The 26,076-nt window shown below is 59.4% G+C and carries 27 protein-coding genes and 1 pseudogene; 10 read left to right on the top strand and 18 right to left on the bottom strand.

The window, feature by feature from the left end; all coding sequences use genetic code 11:
* Window positions 1–15: 15 nt before the first annotated feature.
* Both AC3IUA_RS18505 and AC3IUA_RS18500 read left to right on the top strand, forming a co-directional pair.
* Window positions 16–1,071: an alpha/beta hydrolase gene (locus tag AC3IUA_RS18505; RefSeq protein WP_489356083.1), complete on the top strand. Its 1,056-nt coding sequence runs from the start codon at window positions 16–18 to the stop codon at window positions 1,069–1,071.
* 19 nt (window positions 1,072–1,090) lie between these two features.
* Window positions 1,091–2,260, top strand: a complete 1,170-nt coding sequence (locus AC3IUA_RS18500) for a (R)-mandelonitrile lyase (protein ID WP_489356081.1) — start codon at window positions 1,091–1,093, stop codon at window positions 2,258–2,260.
* Here the strand turns inward: AC3IUA_RS18500 and AC3IUA_RS18495 are convergent.
* Window positions 2,248–3,141 (bottom strand): LysR family transcriptional regulator, encoded by an 894-nt coding sequence (locus AC3IUA_RS18495; RefSeq protein ID WP_489356079.1) that lies wholly within the window; start codon window positions 3,139–3,141, stop codon window positions 2,248–2,250. The genes AC3IUA_RS18500 and AC3IUA_RS18495 overlap by 13 nt on opposite strands.
* A 327-nt stretch (window positions 3,142–3,468) precedes the next feature.
* Here AC3IUA_RS18495 and AC3IUA_RS18490 point away from each other — a divergent pair, with 327 nt between their 5' ends.
* Genes AC3IUA_RS18490 through AC3IUA_RS18465 form a run of 6 tightly spaced genes read left to right on the top strand, consistent with a single transcriptional unit; the run spans window position 3,469 to window position 9,390 of the window.
* On the top strand, window positions 3,469–4,380 hold the full coding sequence (locus AC3IUA_RS18490) for a TauD/TfdA dioxygenase family protein (RefSeq protein ID WP_489356077.1): 912 nt from the start codon (window positions 3,469–3,471) through the stop codon (window positions 4,378–4,380).
* 36 nt (window positions 4,381–4,416) lie between these two features.
* A complete protein-coding gene (locus AC3IUA_RS18485; RefSeq protein WP_489356076.1) occupies window positions 4,417–5,526 on the top strand; it encodes an ABC transporter substrate-binding protein in 1,110 nt (369 codons plus the stop codon).
* 4 nt (window positions 5,527–5,530) lie between these two features.
* Entirely contained in the window at window positions 5,531–6,436 is a 906-nt protein-coding gene (locus AC3IUA_RS18480; protein ID WP_489356074.1) for an ABC transporter permease, read from the top strand.
* On the top strand, window positions 6,433–7,218 hold the full coding sequence (locus tag AC3IUA_RS18475) for an ABC transporter permease (protein WP_489356072.1): 786 nt from the start codon (window positions 6,433–6,435) through the stop codon (window positions 7,216–7,218). The genes AC3IUA_RS18480 and AC3IUA_RS18475 overlap by 4 nt, the downstream gene beginning before the upstream one ends.
* 25 nt (window positions 7,219–7,243) lie before the next feature.
* Window positions 7,244–8,008 (top strand): ABC transporter ATP-binding protein, encoded by a 765-nt coding sequence (locus AC3IUA_RS18470; RefSeq protein ID WP_489356070.1) that lies wholly within the window; start codon window positions 7,244–7,246, stop codon window positions 8,006–8,008.
* Between the two features lie 50 nt (window positions 8,009–8,058).
* Window positions 8,059–9,390 (top strand): LLM class flavin-dependent oxidoreductase, encoded by a 1,332-nt coding sequence (locus AC3IUA_RS18465; RefSeq protein ID WP_489356068.1) that lies wholly within the window; start codon window positions 8,059–8,061, stop codon window positions 9,388–9,390.
* A 330-nt stretch (window positions 9,391–9,720) separates the two neighbouring features.
* Here the strand turns inward: AC3IUA_RS18465 and AC3IUA_RS18460 are convergent, their stop codons facing one another.
* The 3 genes and pseudogenes from AC3IUA_RS18460 to AC3IUA_RS18450 all read right to left on the bottom strand — a co-directional run bounded on the left by AC3IUA_RS18460 (window position 9,721) and on the right by AC3IUA_RS18450 (window position 11,707).
* The gene (locus tag AC3IUA_RS18460) at window positions 9,721–10,305 is read right to left on the bottom strand and encodes an isochorismatase family protein (RefSeq protein ID WP_489356066.1); all 585 of its coding nucleotides are present in this window, start codon (window positions 10,303–10,305) and stop codon (window positions 9,721–9,723) included.
* A 36-nt stretch (window positions 10,306–10,341) separates the two neighbouring features.
* Window positions 10,342–10,626: pseudogene (locus AC3IUA_RS18455) on the bottom strand (pirin family protein); the annotation flags it as partial.
* Between the two features lie 10 nt (window positions 10,627–10,636).
* The gene (locus AC3IUA_RS18450; protein WP_489356065.1) at window positions 10,637–11,707 is read right to left on the bottom strand and encodes an alkene reductase; all 1,071 of its coding nucleotides are present in this window, start codon (window positions 11,705–11,707) and stop codon (window positions 10,637–10,639) included.
* Between the two features lie 102 nt (window positions 11,708–11,809).
* Here AC3IUA_RS18450 and AC3IUA_RS18445 point away from each other — a divergent pair, with 102 nt between their 5' ends.
* The gene (locus tag AC3IUA_RS18445; protein WP_489356063.1) at window positions 11,810–12,691 is read left to right on the top strand and encodes a LysR family transcriptional regulator; all 882 of its coding nucleotides are present in this window, start codon (window positions 11,810–11,812) and stop codon (window positions 12,689–12,691) included.
* Between the two features lie 41 nt (window positions 12,692–12,732).
* On the opposite strand, the gene AC3IUA_RS18440 is transcribed toward AC3IUA_RS18445, so the two are convergent.
* The 3 genes from AC3IUA_RS18440 to AC3IUA_RS18430 form a co-directional block, all read right to left on the bottom strand.
* On the bottom strand, window positions 12,733–13,332 hold the full coding sequence (locus AC3IUA_RS18440; protein WP_489356061.1) for an LOG family protein: 600 nt from the start codon (window positions 13,330–13,332) through the stop codon (window positions 12,733–12,735).
* Window positions 13,333–13,467: 135 nt separating this feature from the next.
* Window positions 13,468–14,886: a MocR-like pyridoxine biosynthesis transcription factor PdxR gene (gene pdxR / locus AC3IUA_RS18435; protein WP_489356059.1), complete on the bottom strand. Its 1,419-nt coding sequence runs from the start codon at window positions 14,884–14,886 to the stop codon at window positions 13,468–13,470.
* Between the two features lie 271 nt (window positions 14,887–15,157).
* Window positions 15,158–15,799: an FMN-dependent NADH-azoreductase gene (locus tag AC3IUA_RS18430; RefSeq protein WP_489356057.1), complete on the bottom strand. Its 642-nt coding sequence runs from the start codon at window positions 15,797–15,799 to the stop codon at window positions 15,158–15,160.
* A gap of 98 nt (window positions 15,800–15,897) precedes the next feature.
* On the opposite strand from AC3IUA_RS18430, the gene AC3IUA_RS18425 reads away from it, so the two are divergent.
* Window positions 15,898–16,752, top strand: a complete 855-nt coding sequence (locus AC3IUA_RS18425; protein WP_489356055.1) for a LysR substrate-binding domain-containing protein — start codon at window positions 15,898–15,900, stop codon at window positions 16,750–16,752.
* An 82-nt stretch (window positions 16,753–16,834) separates the two neighbouring features.
* On the opposite strand, the gene AC3IUA_RS18420 is transcribed toward AC3IUA_RS18425, so the two are convergent.
* From AC3IUA_RS18420 to AC3IUA_RS18370, 11 genes are all read right to left on the bottom strand, one after another.
* Entirely contained in the window at window positions 16,835–17,122 is a 288-nt protein-coding gene (locus AC3IUA_RS18420; protein ID WP_489356053.1) for a type II toxin-antitoxin system RelE family toxin, read from the bottom strand.
* Entirely contained in the window at window positions 17,112–17,351 is a 240-nt protein-coding gene (locus tag AC3IUA_RS18415) for a type II toxin-antitoxin system RelB/DinJ family antitoxin (RefSeq protein ID WP_489356051.1), read from the bottom strand. The genes AC3IUA_RS18420 and AC3IUA_RS18415 overlap by 11 nt, the downstream gene beginning before the upstream one ends.
* A 122-nt stretch (window positions 17,352–17,473) precedes the next feature.
* Window positions 17,474–18,865 carry an aldehyde dehydrogenase family protein gene (locus AC3IUA_RS18410; RefSeq protein WP_489356049.1) on the bottom strand — a complete coding sequence of 464 codons (1,392 nt, stop codon included), beginning with the start codon at window positions 18,863–18,865 and terminating at the stop codon, window positions 17,474–17,476.
* Window positions 18,866–18,926: 61 nt separating this feature from the next.
* Window positions 18,927–19,742, bottom strand: coding sequence for an HpcH/HpaI aldolase/citrate lyase family protein (locus tag AC3IUA_RS18405; RefSeq protein WP_489356047.1), 816 nt, complete (start codon window positions 19,740–19,742; stop codon window positions 18,927–18,929).
* Complete coding sequence (locus AC3IUA_RS18400; RefSeq protein WP_489356045.1) at window positions 19,739–20,581, bottom strand: HTD2 family dehydratase; 843 nt, start codon at window positions 20,579–20,581, stop codon at window positions 19,739–19,741. Before AC3IUA_RS18400 ends, AC3IUA_RS18405 begins: the two co-directional genes overlap by 4 nt.
* Window positions 20,582–20,606: 25 nt before the next feature.
* Complete coding sequence (locus AC3IUA_RS18395; protein ID WP_489356043.1) at window positions 20,607–21,563, bottom strand: electron transfer flavoprotein subunit alpha/FixB family protein; 957 nt, start codon at window positions 21,561–21,563, stop codon at window positions 20,607–20,609.
* Window positions 21,564–22,313, bottom strand: coding sequence for an electron transfer flavoprotein subunit beta/FixA family protein (locus AC3IUA_RS18390; protein WP_489356041.1), 750 nt, complete (start codon window positions 22,311–22,313; stop codon window positions 21,564–21,566).
* Window positions 22,314–22,375: 62 nt separating this feature from the next.
* The gene (locus AC3IUA_RS18385; RefSeq protein ID WP_489356039.1) at window positions 22,376–23,578 is read right to left on the bottom strand and encodes a CaiB/BaiF CoA transferase family protein; all 1,203 of its coding nucleotides are present in this window, start codon (window positions 23,576–23,578) and stop codon (window positions 22,376–22,378) included.
* Window positions 23,579–23,597: 19 nt separating this feature from the next.
* Window positions 23,598–24,761 carry an acyl-CoA dehydrogenase family protein gene (locus tag AC3IUA_RS18380; protein WP_489356037.1) on the bottom strand — a complete coding sequence of 388 codons (1,164 nt, stop codon included), beginning with the start codon at window positions 24,759–24,761 and terminating at the stop codon, window positions 23,598–23,600.
* 66 nt (window positions 24,762–24,827) lie between these two features.
* Entirely contained in the window at window positions 24,828–25,424 is a 597-nt protein-coding gene (locus AC3IUA_RS18375; protein WP_489356035.1) for a thiamine pyrophosphate-dependent enzyme, read from the bottom strand.
* Window positions 25,412–25,951 (bottom strand): thiamine pyrophosphate-binding protein, encoded by a 540-nt coding sequence (locus AC3IUA_RS18370; RefSeq protein ID WP_489356033.1) that lies wholly within the window; start codon window positions 25,949–25,951, stop codon window positions 25,412–25,414. The genes AC3IUA_RS18375 and AC3IUA_RS18370 overlap by 13 nt, the downstream gene beginning before the upstream one ends.
* Window positions 25,952–26,076 lie beyond the last annotated feature (125 nt).

The following is a 26,076-nucleotide window of genomic DNA, read 5'->3' as shown; positions in this document are numbered from 1 at the left end:
GTCAGGAGTACTCCTATGATGCGAACCACGCTGAAGGCCACGTTCATGGCCGCCATGATCGGAATGTCCGGTGCTGAATCCGAGGCTGCTGACTACAAGCAGAATCCATTCACTTTGACCTACGGTGGCGCGCTGACCAAGAACGAACCGGGTAAGGTCAATATCCATCCGGTCACCTACAAACTTGATGGCCTGGACATTGCCGCCAACGTTTACACCCCGGCGAACTATGACGCGGTGAAAAAATACCCGGTCGTCGTCGTGGCGCACCCCAATGGTGGGGTGAAGGAGCAGGTCGCGGGCCTGTATGCCCAGCGTCTGGCGGATCAGGGCTACATCACGATCACGGCGGATGCGGCGTATCAAGGGGCCAGTGGTGGTGAGCCGCGCAATGTGGACAAACCGGCGCATCGCATCGAAGACATCCATGGCATGGCTGACTTCATTGCCATCTATCCCGGCGTCGACAGCAAGCGTCTGGGCTTGCTTGGTATCTGCGGCGGTGGCGGTTATTCATTGGCGGCGGCGCAAACCGACAAGCGCTTCCAGTCGATTGCGACCTTGAGCATGTTCAACTCCGGGCTGGTTCGCCGTAATGGCTACCAGGATTCGCAGCTGTCGACGATTCAGGAACGCTTGCAGCAGGCGTCGGCGGCCCGCGCCCAGGAAGCGGCGGGTGGGGAAGTTCTCTACGTCGGTGATGCCAGGCTGACTGATGAACAGATCGCCAAGCTGCCGTTTGATCTGTATCGACAGGGCTTCGAATACTACGGCAAGACCCACGCTCACCCCAACTCGACTTTCCGTTACACCCACAGCAGCCTGATGGACCTGATGAGCTTCGATGCCACGGATCAGATCGAGTTGATCGACAAGCCGTTGCTGATGATCGCGGGCAGCAAGGCCGACAGCCTGTACATGTCGCAACAAGCCTTTGCCAAGGCCACCGGTACCCAGGACAAAAAACTTTTCACCATCGATGGCGCAACCCATATCGACACCTACTGGGTGCCTGCGTCTGTGGACGTCGCAATGGGCCAGTTGACCGCGTTTTACGCCAGAACGCTCTGACTTGAAGGGGTACGTCCTCATGAAGAACACCTTGATAGGCATCGCGGTGTGCGCCGCGGCCCCTTTTGCCGCCGCCGGTGCAGACAATGCCAGTGAGTCCCGGACCGCGCAGCAGATCAGCCGGGCGGGCAGTCAGGCTTCGGTTGTGGGGCATACGGACTATTTCACCGGGCGGGTACGCGTCGATCCCTTGTTTCCCGCCACGGGCGAGATCAATGCTTCCGGTGCTTATGTCAGCTTTGAACCGGGCGCGCGCTCGGCCTGGCATACCCACCCCGTAGGACAGCGATTGGTGGTGACTTCCGGCGTGGGACTGGTCCAGGAATGGGGCAAGCCGATGCAGGAAATCCACCCGGGCGACGTGATCGTCTGCCCTCCGGGCGTCAAGCACTGGCATGGCGCCGCTCCGACGAGCGCCATGACGCACCTGGCCGTGACTGGCTCGGTGGATGGCAAGAGTGTGCAATGGCTGGAGAAAGTGACCGACGAGCAATACAACGCCCAAGGTTCGCAGGCACCAAAAGCCGAGCCGGCGACCCAACCGGTGTCCGAGACGCTGTCCGCCAAGCAACAGGCCATCCCGTTGATGGCCGCCGCCATGGCCACGAGCAACATGTCCGGGCTCAATGCCGCGTTGAATCAGGGGCTGGATGCGGGCCTGACGGTCAGCGAGGCGAAGGAAATTCTGGTGCAACTCTACGCCTACAGCGGTTTTCCACGCAGTCTCAATGCACTCGGCGAGCTGATGAACCTGGTCCAGGCACGCAAGCAACGCGGCGTTCAGGATAATCCGGGGCGCGAGCCCGTTCGGGTCGTTCCCACCGGCAACGAACTGCTGGCGGTGGGCAAGGCCAATCAGGCGCGCATTGCCGGTGCTCCCGTCCAGGGGCCGTTGTTCGACTTCGTCCCTGTCATCAATCAGTACTTGCAGGCGCATCTGTTCGGCGACATCTTCGAACGTGACAACCTGGACTGGCAAAGTCGTGAGCTGGCGACGGTTGCAGCGCTGGCGGTCACACCCGGCGTGGAGGCACAATTGCGCTCGCACATGGCTGCCAGTTTGCGGGTCGGTTTGACCGCTTCACAGTTGCGTCAACTGATCCAACTGCTGTCCGACCAAGGCGATGCTGCTGCGGCCAAGCGCGCCGGCGAAGCGCTGGATAGCGTCCAGGCCAATCAACCCAAGTAGCGCAAGGCTTCGCGCAGCAAGGTGAAGGCCGGCGAACTCTGGCGCCGGCTCGGATAGTAGAGGTGGTAGCCAGAGAACGGTTCGCACCAATCCTCGAGTACGCGAATCAACCGACCTTGCGCCACATGTTCCTGCACCAGGTCCTCCGGCATATAGGCTAACCCCAACCCTTGGAGGGCGGCCTCCAGGCGCATGGCGATGTTGTTGAACACCAGTTGGCCTTCGACCCGGACTTTCAGTTCTTGCCCGTCTTTCTCGAACTCCCAGAGGAACAGGCCGCCGTAAGTCGGCATGCGCAGGGTGATGCAGTTGTGCACCATGAGGTCACTCGGGATGACCGGCTTGGGGTATCGGGTGAAATACGCCGGGGAGCCAACCACCGCCATCCGCATGTCAGGGCCGATGCGCATCGCGATCATGTCCTTGGCCACTTGTTGACCCAACCGTACGCCAGCGTCGAAACCCTCCGCCACGATGTCGGTAAAGCCATAGTCGACGATGATTTCGATATTGAGATCGGGATTATCAGGCAGCAGCTTCGCTAGCACCGGATGCAACAGCGTGATCGCCGAGTGTTCACCTGCCGTGATGCGCAGTTTGCCGGCCGGTTTGTCACGGAACTCGCTGAGCAACGCCAGCTCACTGTCGATTTCTTCAAACCGGGGGGCGATCACCCGCAGCAAATGCTCGCCGGCTTCGGTGGGGGAGACGCTTCGAGTGGTGCGAGCTAGCAACCTGACCCCCAGTCGCTCCTCCAACTGACGCATCGCCCGGCTCAAGGCCGGTTGAGACATGCCGAGCCTGGCGGCGGCGCGGGTGAAACTGCGCTCTTGGGCCACGGCCGAGAAGATCGCGAGTTGGTCGTAGCTTTCGACGGTCATTTATATGCCCCTGTTATAAACAGGTCGCGATTATGCCATCTGTGCGATTGATCGTCCGGTCCCTTGGGGAGCGAAGATTTAAACGACTGATAACGCCTATTAATCAACCTCGGCGGAATGTTTCCGCTGCTGAATAATTTTTTCCGTTTTATCCATTGAAATAGTTATGAGCTAATAACCGGACGTTTATAGCGCTTCGCCAGGTTTGGCAAAGGCTTTGTTATACGGGGCGCACTTATATCTTTATACTAAATGGTGATTAGTCACGGCGTGTTTTATGCCTTTATGATCTGTCCTACAACAACTCGTGGGACAGGAGGTAACTCGATGGCCATTCAAATCAAACCCGTCGCTGGTCGAATTGGTGCGCAACTGGAAGGCGTGAAATTAAGTGGGAACATCAGTGCTGAAAACTTCGAATTTATTAATCAGGCACTGCTGAAATACAAAGTGCTGTTCTTTCGCGACCAACATCTGGATGACGCTCAGCACGAAGCCTTTTCCCGGCGCTTCGGTGATCAGGTACCGCATCCGACCGTGCGTTCTGCCGAGCAAAGTGCCGCCATCCTGCACCTGGACGCCAAGGAAACCCGGGCCAATTCCTGGCACACTGATGTGACCTTTGTGGCCAATTACCCGAAAATATCCATCTTGCGCGGTGTGGTTATTCCGCCTTATGGCGGCGACACGGTGTGGGCTAATACGGCGGCGGCTTACGCCGACTTGCCCGAGCCATTGAAACAACTGGCAGATAGTCTGCGCGCATTGCACACCAACTTATATGACTATGCGGCGCCGCGTAACACCGATGAGTCGGGTATAAAACGTTATCGCGAACAATTTACCGCCGAAGTCTACGAGACCGAACACCCTTTAGTGCGGGTGCACCCGGAGTCAGGTGAAAGAAGTTTGTTGTTGGGTCACTTTGTCAAACAGATACAGGGTGTAAGCAATAGCGATTCGAAACAACTGATTCGCCTGTTCCACGACCGTATTACCCATGTCGACAATACCGTGCGCTGGCGCTGGCAAGAGGGTGACGTGGTGATCTGGGACAACCGCGCCACGCAGCACATTGCGATCAACGACTACGGCGATGCCCGGCGCGTCGTGCGCCGAACCACCATCGACGGTGATGTGCCGGTCGGCGTGGACGGTCGCCTGAGTCAAGCGCTCAAGCCGAGCCCGGATACCCGCTCGCCGAAAACCGAAGCCGACAAAAAACACCTCGCCGCCTGACAGGCCGAGTCTCATTGACACAAGGAAGACCTGCACATGGAACTCAAGAATATCCCCCTGTTTCGCAAGGGCAGCATCGCTGCAGCACTGGCTGCGATTCTTGCAATACCCCTGGCCCAGGCCGATGTATTGCGTATTGGTGTAGCGACGGCCGGCGGCGGAGACCCGGTAACCTTCAGTGGGTCGCCCCTGGGTATCGTGCGCAATCAACAACTGCTGGAAAAGGCCTTCGCTGGAACCGGGACCGAGGTGCAATGGTTCTTCTTCAAGGGGGCTGGCCCCGCGGTAAACGAAGCCTTTTCAAACCAGCAACTTGACTTCGCCTACCAGGGCGATCTGCCCGCAGTCGTCGGGCGCTCCAACGGACTGGACACCAAACTGCTGGCCGCACTGGGCGTACGTGCCAATCTTTACCTGGCAGTTCCCAAAGGGTCTGACCTCAAAAGGATCGAGGATCTGAAAGGCAAAAAGGTGGCGATCTTTCGTGGAACCAACGGCCATCTGGTGACGATCAACCTTTTGGCGGAGCATGGCCTTACCGAGCGCGATATCAAGGTGATCAACCTCGATACCGGAAGCACTCAGGCAGCATTGGTATCCAATGGAGTGGATGCCGCATTCGGCGGTCGCGAATTGTTCAAGCTGCGCGATAAAGGCCTGATCGACATCGTTTACGACAATCCCACTCAGGATGTGCGCTACACCCGGCAGACAGCACTGGTGGTTCGGAGTGCCTATGAAAAAGAACATCCGGACAAGGTGCAAAAGGTCGTCGATACGCTGGTGGACGCGGCGAAATGGACGTCGGAGGACAGCCATCGCGATGCTGTCTTCACTGAATGGGCCAAGAGTAATGAACCTGCGGAGTCACTACGCGCTGACTTTACCGGTGTAAGCATCCGGGACAGAGCCTCGCCTCTGGTCGACAATTTCCTGCTTGGCCGCTATCAGGCCGTGGCGGATCAAGCCAAGGAAGAAAAGCTCATCCGTCGCCCCGTCAGTATCGATGGCTGGTTCGAAACCAGCTATTTGCAAAAATCCCTGAAAACCAAGGGGCTCGAGAACTACTGGACGCCCTACGGCCCGGATGGCAAACAGCCGGCTGGCAATGCAGTAGCTGCCGCGACCAGCAAGCAAGGGAGCTAGGCAAATGGCCAGGGCACAGACCGTCAGACTAGAGCAATACACGGCGCCGGGATTTGCGAGCGACAACGTCAAACGTTTGCCACCGTCACCGGCCCGCCCAGTTCGCAAGGTTGAGGTGCCGCGCACGTCTGCCTGGTCTTTGAGTCTGGGTGACAAAGCCTTGCCCTGGCTATTGCCGCTGGTGTTGCTTGGCTTATGGTACCTGGGGGTGGAACGCGGCTGGCTTTCAGAGCAGGTGCTACCACCGCCAGCCTACGTTTACCAGACCTTGTCGGATCTGGTCACCACCGGCGATCTCTGGCTGAACGCGTCCGCCAGCCTGCAGCGGGTTGTCGTCGGATTTACGTTGGGCGCCTTCATCGGCATGGCCCTGGGTCTGGCCATGGGACTGTCCAGGACAGTAGAGGACTATCTGTTACCCAGCTTCAACGCGCTGGTGCAGATACCGGTACTTGGCTGGTTACCGTTTGCCTTGCTGCTGTTCGGCATCGGCGAGACGCTCAAGTATGTGCTGATTGCCAAGGCGGCCATGGTGCCGATCACTCTGTGTACCTTGCAGGCTTTCCACCAGGCACCCAAGGGGCTGCTGGAAGTCGGCCGAGCCTACGGTTTCAGTCGTCGGCAAAGCGTCACCTCCGTCGTCTTGCCGGCGGCCATCCCGACGCTGTTCACCGGTTTGCGTCTGGGCTTCACCAAAGCCTGGTTATCGCTGGTAGTGGTCGAGTTGGTGGCATCGAGTGAGGGGCTGGGTTACCTGATCGTCTATGGGCGCCAGCTATTTCAACTGGACTTGGTGATGGCGGCCGTTGTGGTGGTGGGTACGCTCGGTCTGTTGATAGACCGCGGTTTCGATTACGTGGAGCGACGTCTGAATCGTGGTCGCCCAGCTTCCGGGGGGCGCCAGTCATGAGTGCGATGATTGCCGTAGGCAGCGGTAGCCGCCGATATCGCGGTTGGGTCTTGCCAATTGCCGCCATTGCCGTGTGGTGGCTGGCTTCGAATCAGGGCTGGAGCCAATCGGGCTTGCTCGTTTCACCGGAAAAAGTCGCCGCGACGGCCTGGGATCAAATGGCCTCGGGCAAATTCTGGCGGGCAATTTCCGCCAGCCTGGCGCGCAACCTCAGTGGCTTTTTTATCGGCACCACGCTGGGCTTGGTACTGGGTTGCCTGTTGGGCCTGTCGCGGTATTTCGAGCGTCTGGTAGGCCCGAGCTTCAATACCTTCAAGCAAATCTCTCTGTTCGCCTGGATCCCGCTGATTTCGGTGTGGTTCGGCCTGGGCGATGTGGCCAAGGTGGTGTTCCTGTCACTGGCAGCACTGGTGCCTGTGGTGGTGAATACCTGCGACGGTTTGCGCAATGTCCCGCCCAACCTGTTGGAAGTGGCTCGGGTGTACGGATTCACCCGCTGGCAAACCATCGTCGGGGTCATGCTGCCCGCCGCCTTGCCGTCGATTTTCACAGGGCTTTACCTGGCGCTGGTCTATTCCTGGCTGGCGACCATCGGCGCCGAATACCTGCTGGTATCGGGGGAGGGGATCGGCAATACGCTGATTGATGGCAGCGAACATTTCATGATGGACCTGGTGTTGTTCGGGATGGTGGTTATCGGCCTGGTGGGCTGGGGCCTCAATGCACTGGCCCGGACACTTGAGCGGCGGATGCAGCGCCTGTATGGAATCGTTCCTCGTTGATTGGTACTTTCAGAAGGATTGCAACATGCTCAACAACAGCCTGACCCTGGAAAACATCAGCAAGCGATTCGCTTCCCGACCGGGCAGTTCGACTCAATTGCAAGTACTCGACAACATCCATCTCGACATTGCTCCTGGCGAGTTCATCAGCATCGTCGGCGCCAGTGGCTGCGGCAAATCCACGCTGCTGCGACTGATTCTTGGCCTGGACGAAGAATATGATGGGCGCATCCTGCTGGATGGCAAACCCATCGAAGGCACTGGCCTGGAACGCGGCATCGTATTTCAGGATCACCGCTTGTTCCCCTGGCTCAACGTCGAACAAAACGTCGCTGTTGGCCTCAAGAATTCACCCCTGAGCCCTGGGCAGAAACGCGATACCGTGCGTGAGCACATCGAACTGGTCGGCCTGCAAGACTTTATCGATGCCTACCCGCATCAGCTATCCGGTGGCATGGCGCAGCGCGTGGCGATAGCCCGCGGCCTGGTCAATCGCCCGAGCGTGCTGTTACTGGATGAACCGCTCGGTGCCCTCGATGCCTTGACCCGTGCGCGCCTGCAGGGCGAGCTGCAAAACATCTGGGCCAAGGAAAAAATCACCATGATCCTGGTCACCCACGATGTTGATGAGGCGGTATTCCTCGGCGATCGCGTGGTGGTGATGCAGCCCAACCCCGGCCGTATCCGGCGCATTGTCGACATCGATCTGCCGCGCTCGCGCAACCGCAGTGACAGCCGCTTCATCGCTTTGCGCGACGATGTGCTGAGCGATTTCGCCGAACTGCACTGAGCCTCTATGGCTCATATTTTTCAGACTTACTCTTTTTCAAGGAACGGAAAATGTCCGAACGCCAGCTCAACCTCAACCTCTTCATCTATCCCAACGGCCATCACGAAGCCGCCTGGCGTCACCCGCATTCGGTGCCGGAATCTTCCATGGATATCGGCTATTACCAGCAACTGGCGTTACGCGCTGAACACGAAAAGCTGGATGCGATTTTCTTCGCTGATTCGCCGTCACTGGCCGAAAGCGGGCGTGAAGGTTTGCGCATTCGTTTCGAGCCCATCACCTGGCTGGCGGCAATTGCCGCGGTGACCCAACGTATAGGCCTGATCGCCACGGCCAGCACTACCTACAGCGAGCCCTACAACCTGGCCCGTTCGTTCAGTGCGTTGGACCACCTCAGCAAGGGGCGCGCCGGTTGGAACATCGTCACCACTTCCATGGCTGCAGCCGCTGCCAATTTCGGCCTGGACAAACATCCGTCGGCCCACGACCGCTATGCCCAGGCCGAAGAATTCGTGCAGGTGGTCGGTGACCTGTGGGACAGCTGGGAGGACGATGCGCTGGTGCTGGACAAGACTTCCGGGGTGTTTGCCGACAATGACAAGGTGCATACGATCAACCACGTGGGCGCTCACTACAAAGTCAAAGGCCCATTCAACTCGCCGCGCTCGCCACAGGGGCGACCGGTGCAGGTGCAGGCCGGTTCTTCCGAGGATGGCCGTGATTTTGCCTCCATGCATGCCGAAGCGATTTTCACCGCGCACCAGACCCTGCAAAGCGCGACCGAATTCGCCAACGACATCCGTGCTCGGGCGAAGGCGGTGGGGCGCGACCCTCGCCAACTGAAGATCCTCCCGGGCATCAGTCCGTACATCGGCAGCACTGAAGCAGAAGCCCAGCGCAAGTTCGACGAGCTCAACGAACTGGTCCTGCCGCACATCTCGCTGGGCCAGCTACGCCGCATGCTGGGTGTCGACCTGTCCGGTCATGATCTGGATGCGCCATTCCCGCGCCACCTGATCAACTTCGAGAGCAGCGAAAGCCAGTCCAGCCGCTTCAAGTTGATCATCGACATCGTCGACCGCGAGAAACCGACGCTGCGCCAGCTGATCAATCGCCTGGCCGGTGCTCGCGGGCATTGGGTGCCGGTAGGTACGCCGGTGCAGATTGCCGACCTGATCGAGCAGTGGTTCCGCAGTGGCGCCGCCGATGGTTTCAACGTGATGCCGCCAGCATTCCCCGAGGGCTTTGAAGTGTTCCTCGATGAAGTGTTGCCGATTTTGCGCAAGCGCGGCCTGTTCCGTAATGAATACGCGGGTAGCACTCTGCGCGAGCACTACGGCCTGAGTCGCCCGGTTTCGCGTTTTGCCCTTAAGTCCGCTTGAGCGACCGTTCCTTTCATTGGCGCAGAACTTCTATGCACATTGCCGCGATGCAGCGGTGGGAGTAAACGGTATGTCGTAGCGAGCATACGAAGAAGGTCTTCGCCAACCGGTGAGTAAGGTGCACGCACGGCTCCACTGCGGAGTGCATTCTCTTGCGGACCATGCGTTGCGTTCGTAGCGAGTGGGTGGCCGATGGGGTTGGCGTTTGGATTTGGGACAGTCCACGAATTAGCGTTTTTGGGCTGGCCGGTATTTCACGCTTACATGCCCGTCGCTACGAAGATCGGCAGAACCGCACAGAGCAGTTCTGCCAATCGCTCACGGAAGTCTTCAGTCTTGAAGCGCGGTCATCAGCACTTGCACCAGCTGCCCACCTTGCGGCGTAGCCCAGCTTCCGGCAAGTTCCGCAATCAGCTGGTTGGTGGTGGTCAGCGTCACGCCACCTTTATCCATGCGCCGCAGGGCGATGTCATCGGCCATGACACTCGGTGAGCCGCCACCATCGGCAACCACCTGAACTTCATACCCATCACGCACCAGACTCAGCGCCGGGTAGACCGTGCAAACGTCATTGGTGACACCGGCAATGATCAGTTTTTTACGGCCCGTGGCTTTGACCGCGGCGGCGAAGTTTTCATCATCCATGGCGTTGACGATGCCCAGGCGTTGGATGCGGGAAGCGAACGCGGCGGGGAGGATCTGCTCCAGTTCACTCAGCAGCGGCCCCTGAGCGTGCTCCTCCATGCTGGAGGTCAGTACCACCGGAAGCTTCAGAATGCTGGCCGCCTTGGCGAGCATCAGCGCGTTGCGTTTCAGCTCTTCGAACGGAATGGATTTCACCCAGCCCATCGTCCCCACCTGGTGGTCAATCAACAGCAGGGCGGCATTGTCGGCACTGAATTTTTCGTACGTCATGATGATTCTCCTGGCAGTAAGGTAGGGGCACTAACGCACCATGCCGGTAGCCGCCGCCGTCCAGTGCAGCCCACCCGGCCGAATCAGGTTGCGGTTGCCCAGCGAGTCCCGGTTATCAATCCCGGTTTCGGAATCAAGAAACACATAGGACACTGCTGAAAAACCAGCATGTGGGTGCGGCGCAAAAGTCGGCCCGCTGAGCCAGGCATGGTCGACCGCGAGGAAGGGGTCGATGGGTTCGGCGCACTGGCCGCCCCGCAAGGTGAACGCCCGGAAGTGGCTGCCGTGATTCATTCGCTGTAGTCGTGCGACGGTCGTCATGGCAGTTTCCTCAGGCGCTTGGTGCCGGGCTCATGGCCGGGTAATCGATATACCCTTGCGCGCCCGGTGCGTAGAACGTGTCCTTGTCCGGAGCATTAAGCTCAGCGCCTGTGCGAAAGCGCTCGGGCAGGTCGGGGTTGGCGAGGAAGGCGCTGCCAAACACTGCCGCGTCTGCCCGGCCTTCAGCGGTCAGGGATTCGGCGGAGTGCTGATCGAGTCCGCCACCGATCAGGTAGCTGCCGTCGAACAGTGGACGCAACAGGGCGTGGTAGTCGATGCTGGCGCCGAACAGGGCCACGTGCAGATAGGCGAGATTCAGCCCGTGGAGCTGCTCGACCAGCCAGGTGTAGGTTTCCTGTGGGTTGGCATCGACGATGTCGTTGAAGTTCATTTCCGGTGAGATCTTCAGGCCAACACGATCACCACCAATCTCCGTCGAGATTGCGGCCAGCACGTCCAGTACAAAGCGAACACGGTTTTCCACCGATCCACCGTACTCATCAGTGCGCTGATTGCTGCCCGTCGAGAGAAACTGTTCAGGCAGATAGCCCGATGCGGCGTGCAACTCGACACCGTCGAAACCGGCCTCGATGGCCAGGCGTGCCGCCTGACGGTAGCCCTCGATGACCGCGGCAATCTCGACCACGCTCAGCGCATGGGGGGTGACGAAGTCCTGAAGGCCCGTCGCGGTCCAGGTCTGGCCCGCGGGTTTGATTGCCGAGGGGGCCTGTGGCTGGGCGCCGCCAGGCAACAGCGAAGGGTGCGAAATGCGCCCGCAATGCATCAACTGCATGAAGATCCGTCCGCCGCGAGCATGTACGGCCTCGGATACCTGCTTCCAGGCGGCCACCTGCTCGGCGGTTTCGATGCCGGGGGTGCGCACGTAACCCTTGCCCAGGGCAACAGGGAACACCCCCTCAGTGATGATCAAGCCGGCACCGGCGCGCTGCGCGTAATAGGTAGGTACCAGCTCGGTCGGCACCCCGTAGTCATCGGAGCGCGAGCGAGTCATCGGCGCCATAACCATGCGGTTGGACAGTGTATGGCGACCGAGCTGGACTTGAGAAAAAAGCGAATGCATTGCGGTGCTCCTCAGTAAACGATGTGGCTATCATTGATCAATCCGAATCCGGGATAAACCGGGTTAAACTGAAATGACTATTCCACTGATGGAGCAATAGCTTTGGAGTATCTCAACGACATGGCGCTGTTCGTCGAGGTCGTGAAGGCGCGCAGCTTCCGCCGGGCGGCAGAGGCGATGGGGATGCCGAACTCGACACTGTCTCGGCGGATAAGTGGCCTCGAGAAGGAAATCGGGCTAAGGCTTCTGCATCGCACAACGCGCAAGATCGAGCTGACCGAGGCGGGGCAGTTGTACTTCGATCGCTGCAAACGCATCGTCGACGAAGCCAGGCTGGCCCATGAACAGCTTGGGGAAATGCTTGCCAGACCCAGCGGTGTGTTGCGGGCCTCGCTCCCGGTGGATTTCGCCAACATCTACCTGGCGCCGCTGATTGCGGAGTTTGCCCGGCTGTATCCCGGTATCAGCTTCGATTTCGATCTGACCCCGCGTCAGGTCGATCTGGTGAGCGAGCCGGTTGATGTGGTGATTCGCATGGGCGAGCCTGCGAGTTCGAACCTGATTGCCCGTAAGCTCGCCAGTTTGCGCCGCTATCTTTACGCCTCACCCCGTTATCTTGAACTGTCCGGTGAGCCTGTTCATCCCTCGGACCTGACCCATCACGAATGCCTGCGACTGCGCGGAACGCGTGCCGACCGCTGGACGCTCTCCAGCAGTGAAGGGGAGGTGGAGGTGGAGGTTGGCGGTCGATTCGAACTCAACAGCGTAGGAATGATTCGACGTCTGGCGACGCTGGATCTGGGTATCGCATTACTGGCCGAAGGTATCGCTGCGCAAGATCTGGCCAATGGCACGCTGCGCAGAGTCTTGCCGCAGTGGCAGGCTTCGCCCATCTCGGTTTACGCCCTCACCGAGACGCGGCTGTTGCCCGCGAAAACCCAACGGTTTATCGAGTTTCTGCGCGAACGCCTCGACAATGCATAGCCTGATCACCTGGAGAAGCTACCTGGAGGAATGGCCGGAGTTCAAGAGCCCTGAGGGCCAATCCATTTCGTTACGGTTGGGGCTTGCCACTGCTCAAGCGCATCGATCAGCGCAGACGGATCGGTGTTGAAGATCAGCATCTCGCTGTGTTCGGTTTTCATGAAGCCTTCTTTCACGGCATGGTCGAGAAGGCTGCGAACCGGATTGAAAAAATCGCCGATGTTCAGGCAGGCAACACCTTTGTGGTGTTCACCCAGTTGAGTCAGTGTCGCGACTTCAAACAGCTCTTCAAATGTCCCCAGGCCACCCGGCAAGGCAATGAATGCATCCGCCCATTCACTCATGCGGGTCTTTCGGCTGCGCATGTCTTGCGTCACTTCATGCCGGGTCAGGCCGCCATGCAGATGCCCGAGGTCGAACAGCAGGCGAGTAATGATGCCGATGACTTCGCCTCCCTCGGCGAGCACGGCATCGGCCATGACGCCCATCAAACCCTTGTTGGTGCCGCCATAGACCAGTCGCAGGCCGCGTTTGGCGATTTCCCGACCCAAGGCCTGGGCACCTTCAATATATTCAGGATTGAAGCCGTAATTGGAGCCAGAGAAAACAGCAATGCTACGAAGTGGGGCAGGGGTGGGCATCGGATTATTTCCGGTCGATAGTGTTGAGTGCGGAGATCATGGGCTCTGCTGGATTTGCGCAAAAGGTCCAAGAATCGGCCGTTTGAATGGGCCATGTTCATCGGGCAGCGGTCATGGTTTGCCGCGCCGGTACCTTCACATCAACTCGAGGATGCGTTTGCCAAGCTGTTCGGCGGTGTTCTCCGAATCGATATTGGCGAACCCGAGCAACAGCGCGGAGTCGCTCGTGCCGCAGATACTCCAGTCGGTCAGGGCTTCTGCGTAAATACCCGCTTGCAGCAGGCGCTCGACCAGCGAACGATCGGACTGTTGTTCCGTCAGTCGCAGGATCAGGTGCATGCCTCCGGGCTGAGCATCAATACGGATATGGTCGCCCAGGGCTTTCTTGAGCCCTCTCGCGGTCGCTTCCCGGCGCTCGCCGTAGAGTTTTCGCATCCGCTGGATATGCCGAGCAAAATGGCCCTCGGTCAAAAAGGTTGCGACGATGGCTTGGGTGAGTTCCGGACAGCCTCCCAGGAATATCTGGCTGACCTGTTCGAATCGTTCGACCTGCGTTTGAGGCACAACCAGGTACGCGAGGCGGATTCCCGGAAACAGCACCTTGCTGAAGGTGCCGGCATAGAGCACCCGGCCATCGCGATCCAGGCTCTTGAGCGCGGGCAGGGGGCGGCTGATGTAGCGGTACTCGCCGTCGTAGTCGTCTTCGACAATCCATGCTTGCTGCCGGGTCGCCCACTCCAGCAGCTCCAGGCGCCGCGGCAGCGACAGCGACACGCACAGGGGGCTCTGGTGGGCCGGTGTGACGACGGCCGCACGCGCGCCCTTCGAGCCGTTCACACCTTGCGCGACCAGCATGCCGTCCTGGTCGACCGGAACCGGGGCGACCTGTATTTGAAGATGTTCCAGCAACTGTCGGGTGGGAGGGTAGCCAGGGTCTTCAACGAGCACGCGGTCTCCAGGTTTGAGCAGTGCATGAGCGATCAACGCCAGCGTGTTTCGGTATCCCGAGGTCACGAACACTTGGGAGGGTTGGCAGTTAATTCCACGCGCGAGCTGTAGGTAGGTGGCAATCGCGGTGCGCAACGATTCCAGCCCATAGACCGACGGATTGGCCATGTCCGCAACCTGTGTGGCGCGAACGCAGCGTGCGCCAAGTTGCGACCAGATTTTCCTTGGAAAGGCGTCCAGTGCGGGCAGGGCCATCTGAAAGGGCAGGACCGGCGCCTTATGCCTGATCGAGGTGCCTTCGGCCGAACTGAATGTTCGCTCCGCTGGGGAAGAGGGCGCCCTGACGTTGAGACCCGTCGCCACGACCGTGCCTGCCTGGCCGCGAGACTGGATGTAGCCCTCGGCGGTCAGGAGCGAATACGCGGTATCGATGGTCCCTCGCGCCAGTCCAAGTTCTTTCGCCAGTGCCCGGGCCGCGGGAATCCGCTCTCCCGGTGTGAGCACGCCGTCGGTAATCGCGCCGCGGAACCGCCAGTATATTTGCCGGTAGATAGGCTCTCTGGAGGTCGGATCGAGTGGTGAAAATCGCCGCGCAAACTGCTCCATTATTTTTTATCCAGGAAGTCCAGCAAAGCGATAGCCAGGAAGCGGTTCATGTGTTCTCTCCGTTTGTTCGATGAGCCGCAATGAAAATGGGCGATCCCTACAGGTCAATGCCAGTCAGTTAAGACGTTAAGCGAACCGTAGCAGTTGGCGAAGCCTGACGCAGCCTTCGGCAGCTGCTACGGGGAATGTGCGAAGCCACAAATTCCTTAACTGACCGGCATTGATCTCTACAGGTCGCTTTTTTTGACGCGACAAACCAGCACCTGAAGCGTCAGCTACCAAGGCTGTCTGCCAACCTCCTGGCCTGCTGAGTCGCGACCTCACGCGCACTGAGGTCAACGTCTTCCCCCAGGATGGTTTTCTCCACAATCACCGAGTGCATATCGCTCACGCCGATAAAATGCAGCCAGGCTTCCACATAGGGCTTCTGGAAGTCGAAGCGCTGCGCCGGTGTGATCGACTGCGCCGAAAAATCCAGGCCGCGGGCGTACATCACCACGGCGGTTTTGTTGTGCAGCATGCCTTCCAGACCGCGTTCCGGGTCGAAGCTGAACAGGATGTCTTTCTGCGACACCAAGTCGATGAAGTGCTTGAGTTTGTACGGGATGCTGAAGTTCCACAGCGGTACGGACATCACCAGGACGTCCGCGCGGTGCAGGTGCGCGGCCAGATCTTCCAGGGTGTTCCAGGCGTCTTGCTGCTCCGGGGTCAAGGGCGTGTCATTGAGCCCGGCGTATTTGGCGTCCATTGCCAACTCATCGAATTCCGGTAAAGCCATGTTCCAAAGGTCGAGGGTAATGATTTCTATATCCGGGGTGTTTTCTTGATAGCGCGCAATGAAGCTGCGGGCGACTTCAAGGGAGGCCGAACGCTGTTTGCGCGGGGAACATTCGATATGGAGGAGGATGGTCATGGAGTGCCTCGGGCGATGGGGAAGTGCGAGGCATTGCAACATAGTTTTATTTATAATATAAATCGCAAATAAACAGGCAATTAATCACGTAAATAACTATGTTCGATGTTCTGCTGCTCAAAACATTTGTCACTGTCGTCGATGAAGAAGGCTTCAGCCGGGCTGCCGATAAGCTGCACCTGACCCAGTCTGCGGTCAGTGGTCACTTGCGGCGACTGGAAGATCAGGTCGGTAAACCGCTGTTGAAGCGTACGACCCGGTCCCAGCAACTGACTGCCGATGGCGAGCGCCTGATCGCTTATGCGCGCACGATCCTCGCGCTGAACCGTGATGCCTGGGCGCAACTGACACGCACGCCGTTTCACGGGCGGGTGCGGATCGGGGTGTCCGAGGATTTTGTCGAAGCGCGGTTACTTCGGGCATTTCAGGATTTTGCGGCGCAGTACCCGGGCATGGAGATCGACGTGCAGGTGGGCATTCCCGGCACGTTGCTGAACCTGATGAAGCAAGGTGATCTGGAGCTGGTCATCGGTTCGCTGTGCGAAACCAAAGAACCGGGGCTGCTACTGTGGCAAGAACCGCTGGTGTGGGCCTGGTCGGCGCAACCCGTCACCCGGTTACCGACGCCGTTGCCGCTGGCCTTGTTCCCCGAGCCATGCCCGTATCGCGAGGCAGCACTGACGCGGCTGGCGCAGGCGGGGATCGCCCAACGTACGGCGCTTTCATGCACCAGCACTGCCGGGTTGCGGGCAGCGGCGCTGGCTGGCTTCGCGGTGGCGCCCATGGCGGTCAGTCAGTTGGCGCAGGGACTGGCGGTTCTTGGTGCGGCGCACGGGTTGCCGGATTTACCGGATGCGCAGTTTCGATTGTTTGCCTCTGCTGAAGCGGATCAGGCGATTGTGGCAGCGGTCTCTCAGCTCATTGTGGAGTATTGCTCTGCGCGGAGGGCTTAACAGTCATTTCGAGCTGCCGCCCACCAACAAAGGTCGCGCCTTCTTCCCGGATGACGACATGTGGCAGAGGTAGGGGAGTTATTCATTTGAGTCGCTCTGATGCCTTCCGATACGCGGCTTCATTCTCACGCTTATCGATAGCGACCACGAACACCACAACTTCTTGGTCTATAACCTGGTAGATCAGTCTGTAGCCTGCGCTCTGTAACTTTACCTTGTAGCAATCTGGCAGCTCGCGTAAGCGGTTGGCCTCAATGCGGGGACTCTCCAGGATTTCAGCCAGCTTTTTCTTGAACTGCTGCCGAATCGTGTCTCCCAACTTGTGCCATTCCTTCAGTGCGCGCTGATCGAACTCAAGGCTATAGGTCATCCAGCGTCACCTTAACGCGCTGCGGAGAAGCCAATCGCTCACGTACGGTGTTTATGAGGGTTTCATCCTCCTCTGTCATGAGTACAGGCCGGAAGGGGAGCTGACCGCGCTCAGCAACGTACTGCAAGGTTTGTCGCATGAGTTCAGACGGTGTCACCCCCAAACGTTCCAGCTCACGGTAAGCGCGGGTTTTGAGGTCGTCGTCCACACGGACATTGATTGAGGCCATTTTTGAGCGCTCCTGTAAAGACATATGTCATTACAGTGGCATTGCCGGAGCAATTTTACAATGGGCAGCTAGAAGAAATCTCATATGGCATCTTGTCATCTCACTGAGTCATATTGATGCAATCAGCATCGATCCAGCCACACCGTCTGCGCATTGCAGAATTCGCGCACCCCAAAGTGCGACAGCTCACGGCCAAAACCACTCTTCTTCACGCCGCCGAAGGTGACGCGTGGGTCGGTTGCGCAATAGCCGTTGATGAACACGCCGCCGGTTTCCAGTTCGCCGGCCATCTGCTCGGCAAGCTGAACATCGCGTGTGTAGAGGGTCGAGGCGAGTCCGAATTCGCTGTCATTGGCCAGCGCCAGCGCATGGGCTGCATCTCGCGCGGTGATGATCGAGGCCACCGGACCAAAGAGTTCCTGTTTGAATGAGGTCATCTGGTCAGTGACATCACCGAACACCGTGGGCTCGTAAAAGTTGCCAGGGCCTTCGGCCTTCTTGCCGCCCAGCAACAAGGTCGCGCCTTCTTCCAGGGTGTCCCGCACCTGTCGATCCAGTTCATCACGCAGATCGAAGCGGGCCATGGGGCCGATGTAAGTGTCTGTGGCCAGTGGATCGCCAACCACCAGCTGACGGGTGGCTTCGACGAACTTGCGGGTGAATTCCGGGGCAACGCCTTGCTCGACAATCAGGCGTTTGGCGGCCGCGCAGACTTGTCCGGTGTTTTGATAGCGACCAATCACGGCGGCTTTGACGGCTTCGTCGAGGTCGGCATCGTTGAGCACGATGAAGGGATCGGAACCGCCCAGTTCCAGCACACATTTTTTCAAGGCCGCACCGGCTTGAGCGCCAATGGCAATGCCGGCTCGCACACTGCCAGTGAGCGTCACCGCGGCGATGCGTGGATCGGCGATCGCCGTGGAGACTCCGTCCGGCGTGACATTGATGACCTCGAAGACACCTTCGGGAAAGCCGGCGCGCTTGAAGGCATCCAGCAGCAGCCAGGCGCATCCCATCACGTTGGGTGCATGCTTGAGGACGTAGGTGTTGCCGGCGATCAGCGCTGGAACAGCGCCGCGAAGCACCTGCCAGATGGGAAAGTTCCACGGCATCACGGCGAGAATCGGGCCCAGTGGGCGATATTCGATGCGTGCCTTGCCACCCTCCACCTGCGTGGGTTCGGCGGTCAGCATAGTGGGGCCGTGTTCGGCGTACCACTCGCAGAGCTGCGCACACTTTTCAATTTCACCGCGCGCCTGCGTAGTGGGTTTGCCCATCTCCAGGGTGATCATGTTCGCCATTGCGGCAGCGTTGTCGCGTAATGCCTGAGCCAAAGCGATCAACGACTGCGAGCGATTTTCTACGGGTTTGCGTCGCCAGACCGAGAACCCGGCAGCGGCACGTGATAGTGCGGCCTCCAGTGCCGACTCGGATTCGAATGCGTAGTGGCCGATCTGCTCGCCATTGGCGGGGTTGATCGAAATGGCATGGGTAAGGCTGGAAACGTTAGTCATGACACCGTCCTGCAGGGTGGGAATGAATGCGCAGCATCGAAGCAAAAGTGTCGCCGTTGAGTCAGGTCGCGCGCGCCAGAATGGAGTGCGCGCGACCAATGACCGGGGCGTCGACCATTTGCCCATCCAGCACGAAGACGCCATCACCTGAGCTGGCGGCGTCGATAATGCGTCGCGCCCAGTGCAATTCTTCAGGGCTGGGTTTTAACGCCTGATGGATGATCGCCACTTGGCTCGGATGGATGCACAACGCGCCACCAAAGCCCATGTCGCGGGCAAATTGAACGGCATTGTGCAGGCCTGTGGTGTCCTGGATTGAGGGGAAGACGCCGTCCAGCGCCGGGGCCAGGCCGGCAACCCGCGAGCAGAGCAACACGGCATAGCGGGCGTGGCTGAGCACCTCTTCGGCGGCACGGCTGCCGGTGGTCAGGTTCAGGTCCAGGCCCAGATCGAGGCTGCCGAACGACAAGCGTTCAACGCCTTGGGCGCTGGCAATCGAGCTGAGCGCAGCCAGGCCTTTGGCGCTCTCGATGATCGGCCAGATCGGTTTGCCGGTGCTACCCGCGGTGGACACTTGCGCCGCGCTTTCTGCTTTGGGCAGCAAAATTCCGATCACGCCGGCATGGCGTCGGCAAAGATCCAGATCCGCAGCGTGCGCCCAGTGATCCGGGGCATTCACCCGAACCAGAATCTGCGCATCCGGGTTTTCACTCAAGAAGCGCTCCAGGTTATCCCTGGCCTGTTCCTTGAGGTTTTCCTGCACGGCATCTTCCAGGTCGACAATGATCCGGTCCGCGCCGGTGGCGATGGCTTTGGGGATGCGCTCTGGACGAGTGGCCGGGACAAACAGGGCGGAACGAACGATCGATGGACTCATGGTGTTTCACCCTCGCTGAATTCGATTTCTCCGATCTGCGCAGTGCCGTCCTGATTGCCCGCCCAGACCTGCGCTTTGCCGCTGTCGATCAACCGTCCGCCGACCTCGAAAGGTTGCGGTGAAATCAGCGGTCGTACGCCACGGAAAGTGAAACGCTTCAAGCGCGCGGTCGGATGCGCGTGGGTGAAGGCGCGCAAATTGAGTGTGGCGATCAATGGACCATGCACCACCAACCCCGGATAACCTTCGGTCCCTGTGACGTAAGGCCAGTCATAGTGAATTCGGTGGCCATTGAAGGTGACGGCGGAGTAGCGGAACAGCAGGGTAGGGGAAGGCTCGACCTGTTCCCGCCATTGGCCTTCAGGGAGCGCTTCGGTGCCGCTCAGCTTGGGTGGGGAGGGTTCGCGGTAGACGATGTCCTGCTCATCTCGCAGGGCGCGCTGGCCGTCCTGGAAATACTCATGGCGTACCGTGACAAACAACAAGGAACCCGTACGCCCGTGCTTTTCTTCGACCTTTTGAATGGTCGACACGCAGGTCACTTCGGCCTCCACCTTCAACGGCTGGTAAAACTCAAGTCGGCTACCCGCCCACATGCGATTGCGGTTGTGGGCTGGCGGCAGGAATCCGCCGAGCGCTGGATGACCGTCCGGGCCCAGTTCGCTGGCTGCAACCGGTTCCTGAAAGAACGCCCAGTGCCACAAGGGCGGGAGCGGCTCGCCGGGTTGCGGCGGCACTTCGCCCAATGTCGCGGCAATGCGTTTAACCAGGTTGAAGCTGATCCGGTCCTGGCTTTCCTGACGACGTCCAATCCAGGCTGAAAAATCGACACTGTTCATATAAATCGCTCCTGTCGGTCGGTGATCAGGCCAGGGCGGCCATTTCGGGTATGGCTTCAAACAGGTCCGCCACCAGGCCGTAATCGGCCACCTGGAAGATCGGCGCTTCTTCGTCCTTGTTGATCGCAACGATCACTTTGGAGTCTTTCATACCGGCCAGGTGCTGGATCGCGCCGGAGATACCGACGGCGATGTACAGCTGAGGCGCGACGATCTTGCCGGTCTGACCGACCTGCATGTCGTTCGGTACGAAGCCTGCGTCGACTGCGGCGCGGGAAGCACCGACAGCAGCGCCCAGCTTGTCGGCCAGGGCGTACAGGTGTTTGAAGTTGTCGCCGTTCTGCATGCCACGGCCGCCGGAAACGACGATTTTGGCAGCGGTCAGTTCCGGACGATCGGACTTGGCCAGTTCTTCACCGACGAAGCTGGAAGTGCCCGCGTCATGGACGGCAGCAACGGCTTCAACCGCCGCCGAACCACCTTCGGCTGCCACCGGGTCGAAACCGGTGGCGCGCACGGTGATCACTTTGACCGCAGCGTTCGATTGCACGGTAGCGATAGCGTTACCGGCATAGATCGGACGCTTGAAGGTGTCAGCGCTTTGCACCGAGATGATCTCGGAGATCTGGTCAACGTCCAGTTGCGCGGCGACGCGCGGCAGGATGTTTTTGCCGTTGGAGGTGGCCGAGGCCAGGACATGGCTGTAAATCGAGTGTTGTTCGATCACCAAGCTTGCCACTAACGGGGCGATATTCTCGGGAAGTTGATGCGCGTAGGCAGCGTTATCGGCTACCAGCACTTTGGCCACGCCAGCGATTTTCGCAGCGGCTTCAGCCACAGCGCCAACACCAACACCTGCTACCAGCACGTGGATGTCGCCGCCGATTTTGGCAGCAGCCGCAACGGTGTTCAGCGTGGCCGAAGCCAGCACTTTGTTGCCCTGCTGGTCATTTGAATAGTCAGCAATAACCAAAATAGTCATTCAGATCACCTTCGCTTCGTTCTTCAGTTTCTCGACCAGTTCAGCCACCGACTTGACCTTGATGCCCGCGCTGCGTGCAGCCGGCGCTTCGACTTTCAGGGTCTTGGTAGTGGAGGCGGTGGAAACGCCCAACGCGTGCGCAGTCACTACTTCGAGAGGCTTCTTCTTGGCTTTCATGATGTTTGGCAGGGACGCGTAGCGCGGCTCGTTCAAACGCAGGTCGGTGGTGACGATGGCTGGCAGTTTCAGGGAAACTGTCTGCGCGCCGCCGTCGATTTCGCGGGTCACGGCAACGCTGTCGCCGCTGACTTCGACTTTCGAAGCGAAGGTACCCTGACCGTAGCCGGTCAGTGCCGCCAGCATCTGGCCGGTCTGGTTGTTGTCGCTGTCGATCGCCTGTTTGCCGAGGATCACCAGTTGCGGTTGTTCCTTGTCGACCACCGCCTTGAGCAGTTTGGCCACGGCCAGGGAGTTCAATTCATCAGCGGATTCGACGAAGATGGCGCGGTCGGCCCCTAGCGCCAGGGCGGTACGCAGCTGCTCTTGAGCAGTGGACGGACCGATCGACACCACGACGATTTCAGTCGCAACGCCTCGCTCTTTCAGGCGCACGGCTTCTTCCACGGCGATTTCGCAGAACGGGTTCATCGACATCTTGACGTTGGCGAGGTCGACGCCGGAGTTGTCCGCTTTGACGCGAACTTTCACGTTGTAATCGACCACGCGTTTCACAGCTACCAGGATCTTCATTGGGCAGTGTTCTCTCGAGAATCTTTGATCATTGCAGTCAGGCTGCGGGTTTCGGGACGCGGCTAAATCGCCCCGGCTGCGCGCATTTGTTCGATGCGGTCCGTCCCCAGTCCCAGTTCCCTGAGCACCTGTTCGGTGTGTTGACCAAGGCTCGGTACGGCATCCATACGTGGCTCGAATGCGCTGTTGCTGCCGGGCGGTATCAGGCTCGGGACGGTGCCGGCAGAGGTCTCGATTTCTCGCCAGCGATCACGTGCCTGAAGTTGTGGATGGTCCCAAACACCTTGCATGTTGTTCACCCGAGCGTTGGCGATCTGCGCATGGTCAAGGCGATCAATCACCGCATCGAAGTTGAGCGTGGAGAACGACTCGATGATGAGTTCCCGCAGTGCATGACGGTTTTCGACACGCTTGAAGTTGGCAGAGAAGCGCTCGTCTCTGGCCAGTTCGGGTGCAAGCAGTACCTTCTCGCAAAATAGTTGCCATTCACGCTCGTTCTGCAAACCCAGCATCACGGTGCTGCCGTCGCCGATGGGGAAGGGGCCATAGGGGTAAATGGTCGCGTGTGCGGCACCGGCACGAGGTGGCGGAGGAGAGCCGTTGTAGGCGTAGTACATCGGGTAGTTCATCCACTCGACCAGGCTTTCCAGCATCGAGACGTCGATGTGGCTACCCTCACCGGTTTTACCCCGCAGCAGCAATGCGCTGAGGATCCCGGTGTACGCATACATGCCGGCAGCAATATCGGCGATGGAGTTGCCGGCCTTGGCCATCTCGTCCTCGCCAGGTCCGCCGGTCACCGACAAGAACCCTCCCTCGCTCTGGATGAGCAGGTCGTAGGCCTTCTTGTTTTCGTACGGACCACCGACGCCATAGCCTGAAATGTCACAGACAATCAGCCGCGGAAAGCGCTGATGCAGCGCCTCGAATGACAGCCCCATTCGCGCGGCTGCACCGGGCGCCAGGTTCTGCACCAGCACATCGGCGGTGGCCAGCAAGCTGTCCAGGACCTCGGTGGCCGAGTCTTGTTTCAAGTCGAGGGTCAGGCTTTCTTTCGAGCGATTGGTCCAGACGAAGTGCGAGGCCAGGCCGTTGACGCGCTGGTCGTAGCCTCTGGCGAAATCGCCTGTGCCTGGACGTTCGACCTTGATCACGCGGGCGCCAAGGTCGGCCAGTTGTCGGGTGCAGAAGGGCGCTGCAATCGCATGCTCGAGGCTGACGACGGTAAGGCCATCGAGCGGACGGATGCCTTTGGGCTGGCTCATGATGTTAACTCTCTTGTTATTAGAAAGAGCGCGGCAGTTCGAGCAGGTGTTCGGCAACGTACGACAGGATCAGGTTGGTGGAGATCGGAGCTACCTGATACAGGCGGGTTTCACGGAACTTGCGCTCGACGTCGTATTCGCAGGCAAAGCCAAAACCACCGTGAGTCTGCAAGCAGGCGTTGGCGGCTTCCCAGGAGGCCTTCGCCGCCAGGTACTTGGCCATGTTGGCGCTGGCCCCGGCGTTGATGCCGCTGTCGTATTCCTCGCAGGCACGCCAGCGCATCAGGTCGGCGGCCTCGATTTCGATGTGCGCTTCAGCGATGGGGAACTGTACGCCCTGGTTTTGCCCGATCGGGCGCCCGAACACCACGCGGTCGCGGGCATAAGCGCTGGCCTTTTCGATAAACCAGCGACCGTCACCGATGCACTCGGCGGCGATCAAAGTGCGTTCGGCATTCAGGCCGTCGAGGATGTACCTGAAGCCTTTGCCTTCCTCGCCGATCAGGCTGTCAGCGGGAATTTCCAGGTTGTCGAAGAACAGCTCGTTGGTCTCGTGGTTGACCATGTTCGCGATGGGTTGCACGGTCAGGCCGTTGCCGATGGCTTCGCGCAGGTCCACCAGGAAAATCGACATGCCTTCCGACTTCTTCTTCACGTCGGCCAACGGCGTAGTGCGCGCCAGCAGGATCATCAAGTCGGAATGCTGGATTCGCGAGATCCAGACCTTCTGCCCATTGATCACATACTTGTCGCCTTTGCGTACGGCGGTGGTCTTGATCTTGGTGGTGTCAGTGCCGGTGGTGGGCTCGGTCACACCCATCGATTGCAGACGCAATTCACCGCTGGCCAATTTCGGCAGGTAGTAGCTTTTCTGCGCCTCGCTGCCGTGGCGCAGCAGGGTGAACATGTTGTACATCTGGCCATGCACCGTGCCGGAGTTACCACCGCAACGGTTCACTTCTTCGAGAATCACCGAGGCTTCGGCCAGACCCAGGCCTGAACCGCCGTACTCGGTGGGGATCATCGCCGCCAGCCAGCCGGCGTCGGTCAGGGCCTTGACGAAGGTTTCCGGGAAGCCTTTTTCTTCGTCGATTTTGCGCCAGTAAGCCGCATCGAATTCAGCGCACAGAGCGCGTACGCCCTCGCGGATGGCATTGAGTTCTTCAGAGTTGCGGTCGGTCATTTTTATTCTCCTCAACGCGTCACGCATGGCATCTGCCCTGCGTGACCGGGTCCGGGCATAGAGCAATCAGATCGGGTCGAAACCCAAGGCAGCACGAAAGCGATTCTTGACGTAGTGACCATCACGCGGTGGCAGCACCCGTGGCGGGTTTTCCGCTTTGATCTTGATCGTCGCGAGCTTGACGCCATCGCGGGTTGCGAAGCGCTCGCGCAGGTCATGGACGCCTTCCATGTCACGGATTTCATTGGTCCAGCTGAAGCCGCAGGTCTTGGCGACCTGGTCCAGGGAGATACCAAAACCGGCGTGGCTGACCTGCATGCCGGTTTCGCCGAAGTGACCGTTATCCAGCACAGCAATGGTCAGGTTGGCGGGCTTTTGCAGCGCGACGGTAGCCAGTGCGCCGAAGCCCATGAGCAGCTCGCCGTCACCGGTGATCACCACGACCGACTTGTCCGGCTGCGCATTGGCCAGGCCCAGCCCGACCGTGATGGCACTGCCCATGGCGGCCCAGAGGTAGTAGTTCAGATCATTGTCACCGGCAGCCATGACGTCATAGGACGCCGAGCCCAGGCCGGTCACGACCAGTACGTCTTTGCGGTCGGCCAGCAGGGTCTTGACCACTTCGCGGCGGCACAGGGTGTGGTTTGCGCTTACTTGACCCATTTCTTTTCTCCAATCAGGCGCTGACCGAGCAGCAGGGCAGTGGCGGAATCACCGTTGAATGCCATGGTCGCGGCACCGTGCAGCAGCGGGGCGACGTCTGTAGGGACGTCCGCGCGCCAGGTCATGACCTTCATCAGGTTCAGTGAGGCTTCGGTGGCCTGACCCATGGGGTTCTGCCAGGCGTTGAATTCGGCCCAGTCACCGCGCATGGTGACCACCATCAGCAGCGGGAAGCCGGCACAGACCTGCAGCGCCAGGGTATTGATGCAGTTGCCGACACCGCTGGATTGCATCAAGAGGGCGCCGCGCTCTCCGCCAAGCCATGCGCCAGCGAGGTAGCCGATGCCTTCTTCTTCGGTGGTGAGGACGACCGCCTTGATGTCCGGGTCTGCATACGACATGCGGATGGCCGCCGAGTGACCTGCATCCGGTACGAAGACCACGTGTTTGACGTTGTGGGCCTTGAGCACGCGGAACACGTCCTCCTGCCAATCCTGCCCCACGGTTTGTTCAGCTTCTGTTGACATGCCAGTCTCCCAAGCAGTGCTGCTTTTGTGTTTTCACACATTCTGGGAGGGATGGACGAGAACAACGACTACCGTTTTTGTCTTTGAGATATGCCCGTTTTGTATAGCTGGGCGGTGGATGGACG

The organism is Pseudomonas sp. KH_050 (assembly GCF_057838875.1).
This window is presented reverse-complemented; position numbering and strand designations above follow the sequence as displayed.

Coding starts and splice junctions, on each gene's coding strand:
- AC3IUA_RS18505 (WP_489356083.1), top strand. CDS start 16: ATGATGCGAACCACGCTGAAGGCCACGTTCATGGCCGCCATGATCGGA.
- AC3IUA_RS18500 (WP_489356081.1), top strand. CDS start 1,091: ATGAAGAACACCTTGATAGGCATCGCGGTGTGCGCCGCGGCCCCTTTT.
- AC3IUA_RS18495 (WP_489356079.1), bottom strand. CDS start 3,141: ATGACCGTCGAAAGCTACGACCAACTCGCGATCTTCTCGGCCGTGGCC.
- AC3IUA_RS18490 (WP_489356077.1), top strand. CDS start 3,469: ATGGCCATTCAAATCAAACCCGTCGCTGGTCGAATTGGTGCGCAACTG.
- AC3IUA_RS18485 (WP_489356076.1), top strand. CDS start 4,417: ATGGAACTCAAGAATATCCCCCTGTTTCGCAAGGGCAGCATCGCTGCA.
- AC3IUA_RS18480 (WP_489356074.1), top strand. CDS start 5,531: ATGGCCAGGGCACAGACCGTCAGACTAGAGCAATACACGGCGCCGGGA.
- AC3IUA_RS18475 (WP_489356072.1), top strand. CDS start 6,433: ATGAGTGCGATGATTGCCGTAGGCAGCGGTAGCCGCCGATATCGCGGT.
- AC3IUA_RS18470 (WP_489356070.1), top strand. CDS start 7,244: ATGCTCAACAACAGCCTGACCCTGGAAAACATCAGCAAGCGATTCGCT.
- AC3IUA_RS18465 (WP_489356068.1), top strand. CDS start 8,059: ATGTCCGAACGCCAGCTCAACCTCAACCTCTTCATCTATCCCAACGGC.
- AC3IUA_RS18460 (WP_489356066.1), bottom strand. CDS start 10,305: ATGACGTACGAAAAATTCAGTGCCGACAATGCCGCCCTGCTGTTGATT.
- AC3IUA_RS18450 (WP_489356065.1), bottom strand. CDS start 11,707: ATGCATTCGCTTTTTTCTCAAGTCCAGCTCGGTCGCCATACACTGTCC.
- AC3IUA_RS18440 (WP_489356061.1), bottom strand. CDS start 13,332: ATGCCCACCCCTGCCCCACTTCGTAGCATTGCTGTTTTCTCTGGCTCC.
- pdxR (WP_489356059.1), bottom strand. CDS start 14,886: ATGGAGCAGTTTGCGCGGCGATTTTCACCACTCGATCCGACCTCCAGA.
- AC3IUA_RS18430 (WP_489356057.1), bottom strand. CDS start 15,799: ATGACCATCCTCCTCCATATCGAATGTTCCCCGCGCAAACAGCGTTCG.
- AC3IUA_RS18425 (WP_489356055.1), top strand. CDS start 15,898: ATGTTCGATGTTCTGCTGCTCAAAACATTTGTCACTGTCGTCGATGAA.
- AC3IUA_RS18420 (WP_489356053.1), bottom strand. CDS start 17,122: ATGACCTATAGCCTTGAGTTCGATCAGCGCGCACTGAAGGAATGGCAC.
- AC3IUA_RS18415 (WP_489356051.1), bottom strand. CDS start 17,351: ATGGCCTCAATCAATGTCCGTGTGGACGACGACCTCAAAACCCGCGCT.
- AC3IUA_RS18410 (WP_489356049.1), bottom strand. CDS start 18,865: ATGACTAACGTTTCCAGCCTTACCCATGCCATTTCGATCAACCCCGCC.
- AC3IUA_RS18405 (WP_489356047.1), bottom strand. CDS start 19,742: ATGAGTCCATCGATCGTTCGTTCCGCCCTGTTTGTCCCGGCCACTCGT.
- AC3IUA_RS18400 (WP_489356045.1), bottom strand. CDS start 20,581: ATGAACAGTGTCGATTTTTCAGCCTGGATTGGACGTCGTCAGGAAAGC.
- AC3IUA_RS18395 (WP_489356043.1), bottom strand. CDS start 21,563: ATGACTATTTTGGTTATTGCTGACTATTCAAATGACCAGCAGGGCAAC.
- AC3IUA_RS18390 (WP_489356041.1), bottom strand. CDS start 22,313: ATGAAGATCCTGGTAGCTGTGAAACGCGTGGTCGATTACAACGTGAAA.
- AC3IUA_RS18385 (WP_489356039.1), bottom strand. CDS start 23,578: ATGAGCCAGCCCAAAGGCATCCGTCCGCTCGATGGCCTTACCGTCGTC.
- AC3IUA_RS18380 (WP_489356037.1), bottom strand. CDS start 24,761: ATGACCGACCGCAACTCTGAAGAACTCAATGCCATCCGCGAGGGCGTA.
- AC3IUA_RS18375 (WP_489356035.1), bottom strand. CDS start 25,424: ATGGGTCAAGTAAGCGCAAACCACACCCTGTGCCGCCGCGAAGTGGTC.
- AC3IUA_RS18370 (WP_489356033.1), bottom strand. CDS start 25,951: ATGTCAACAGAAGCTGAACAAACCGTGGGGCAGGATTGGCAGGAGGAC.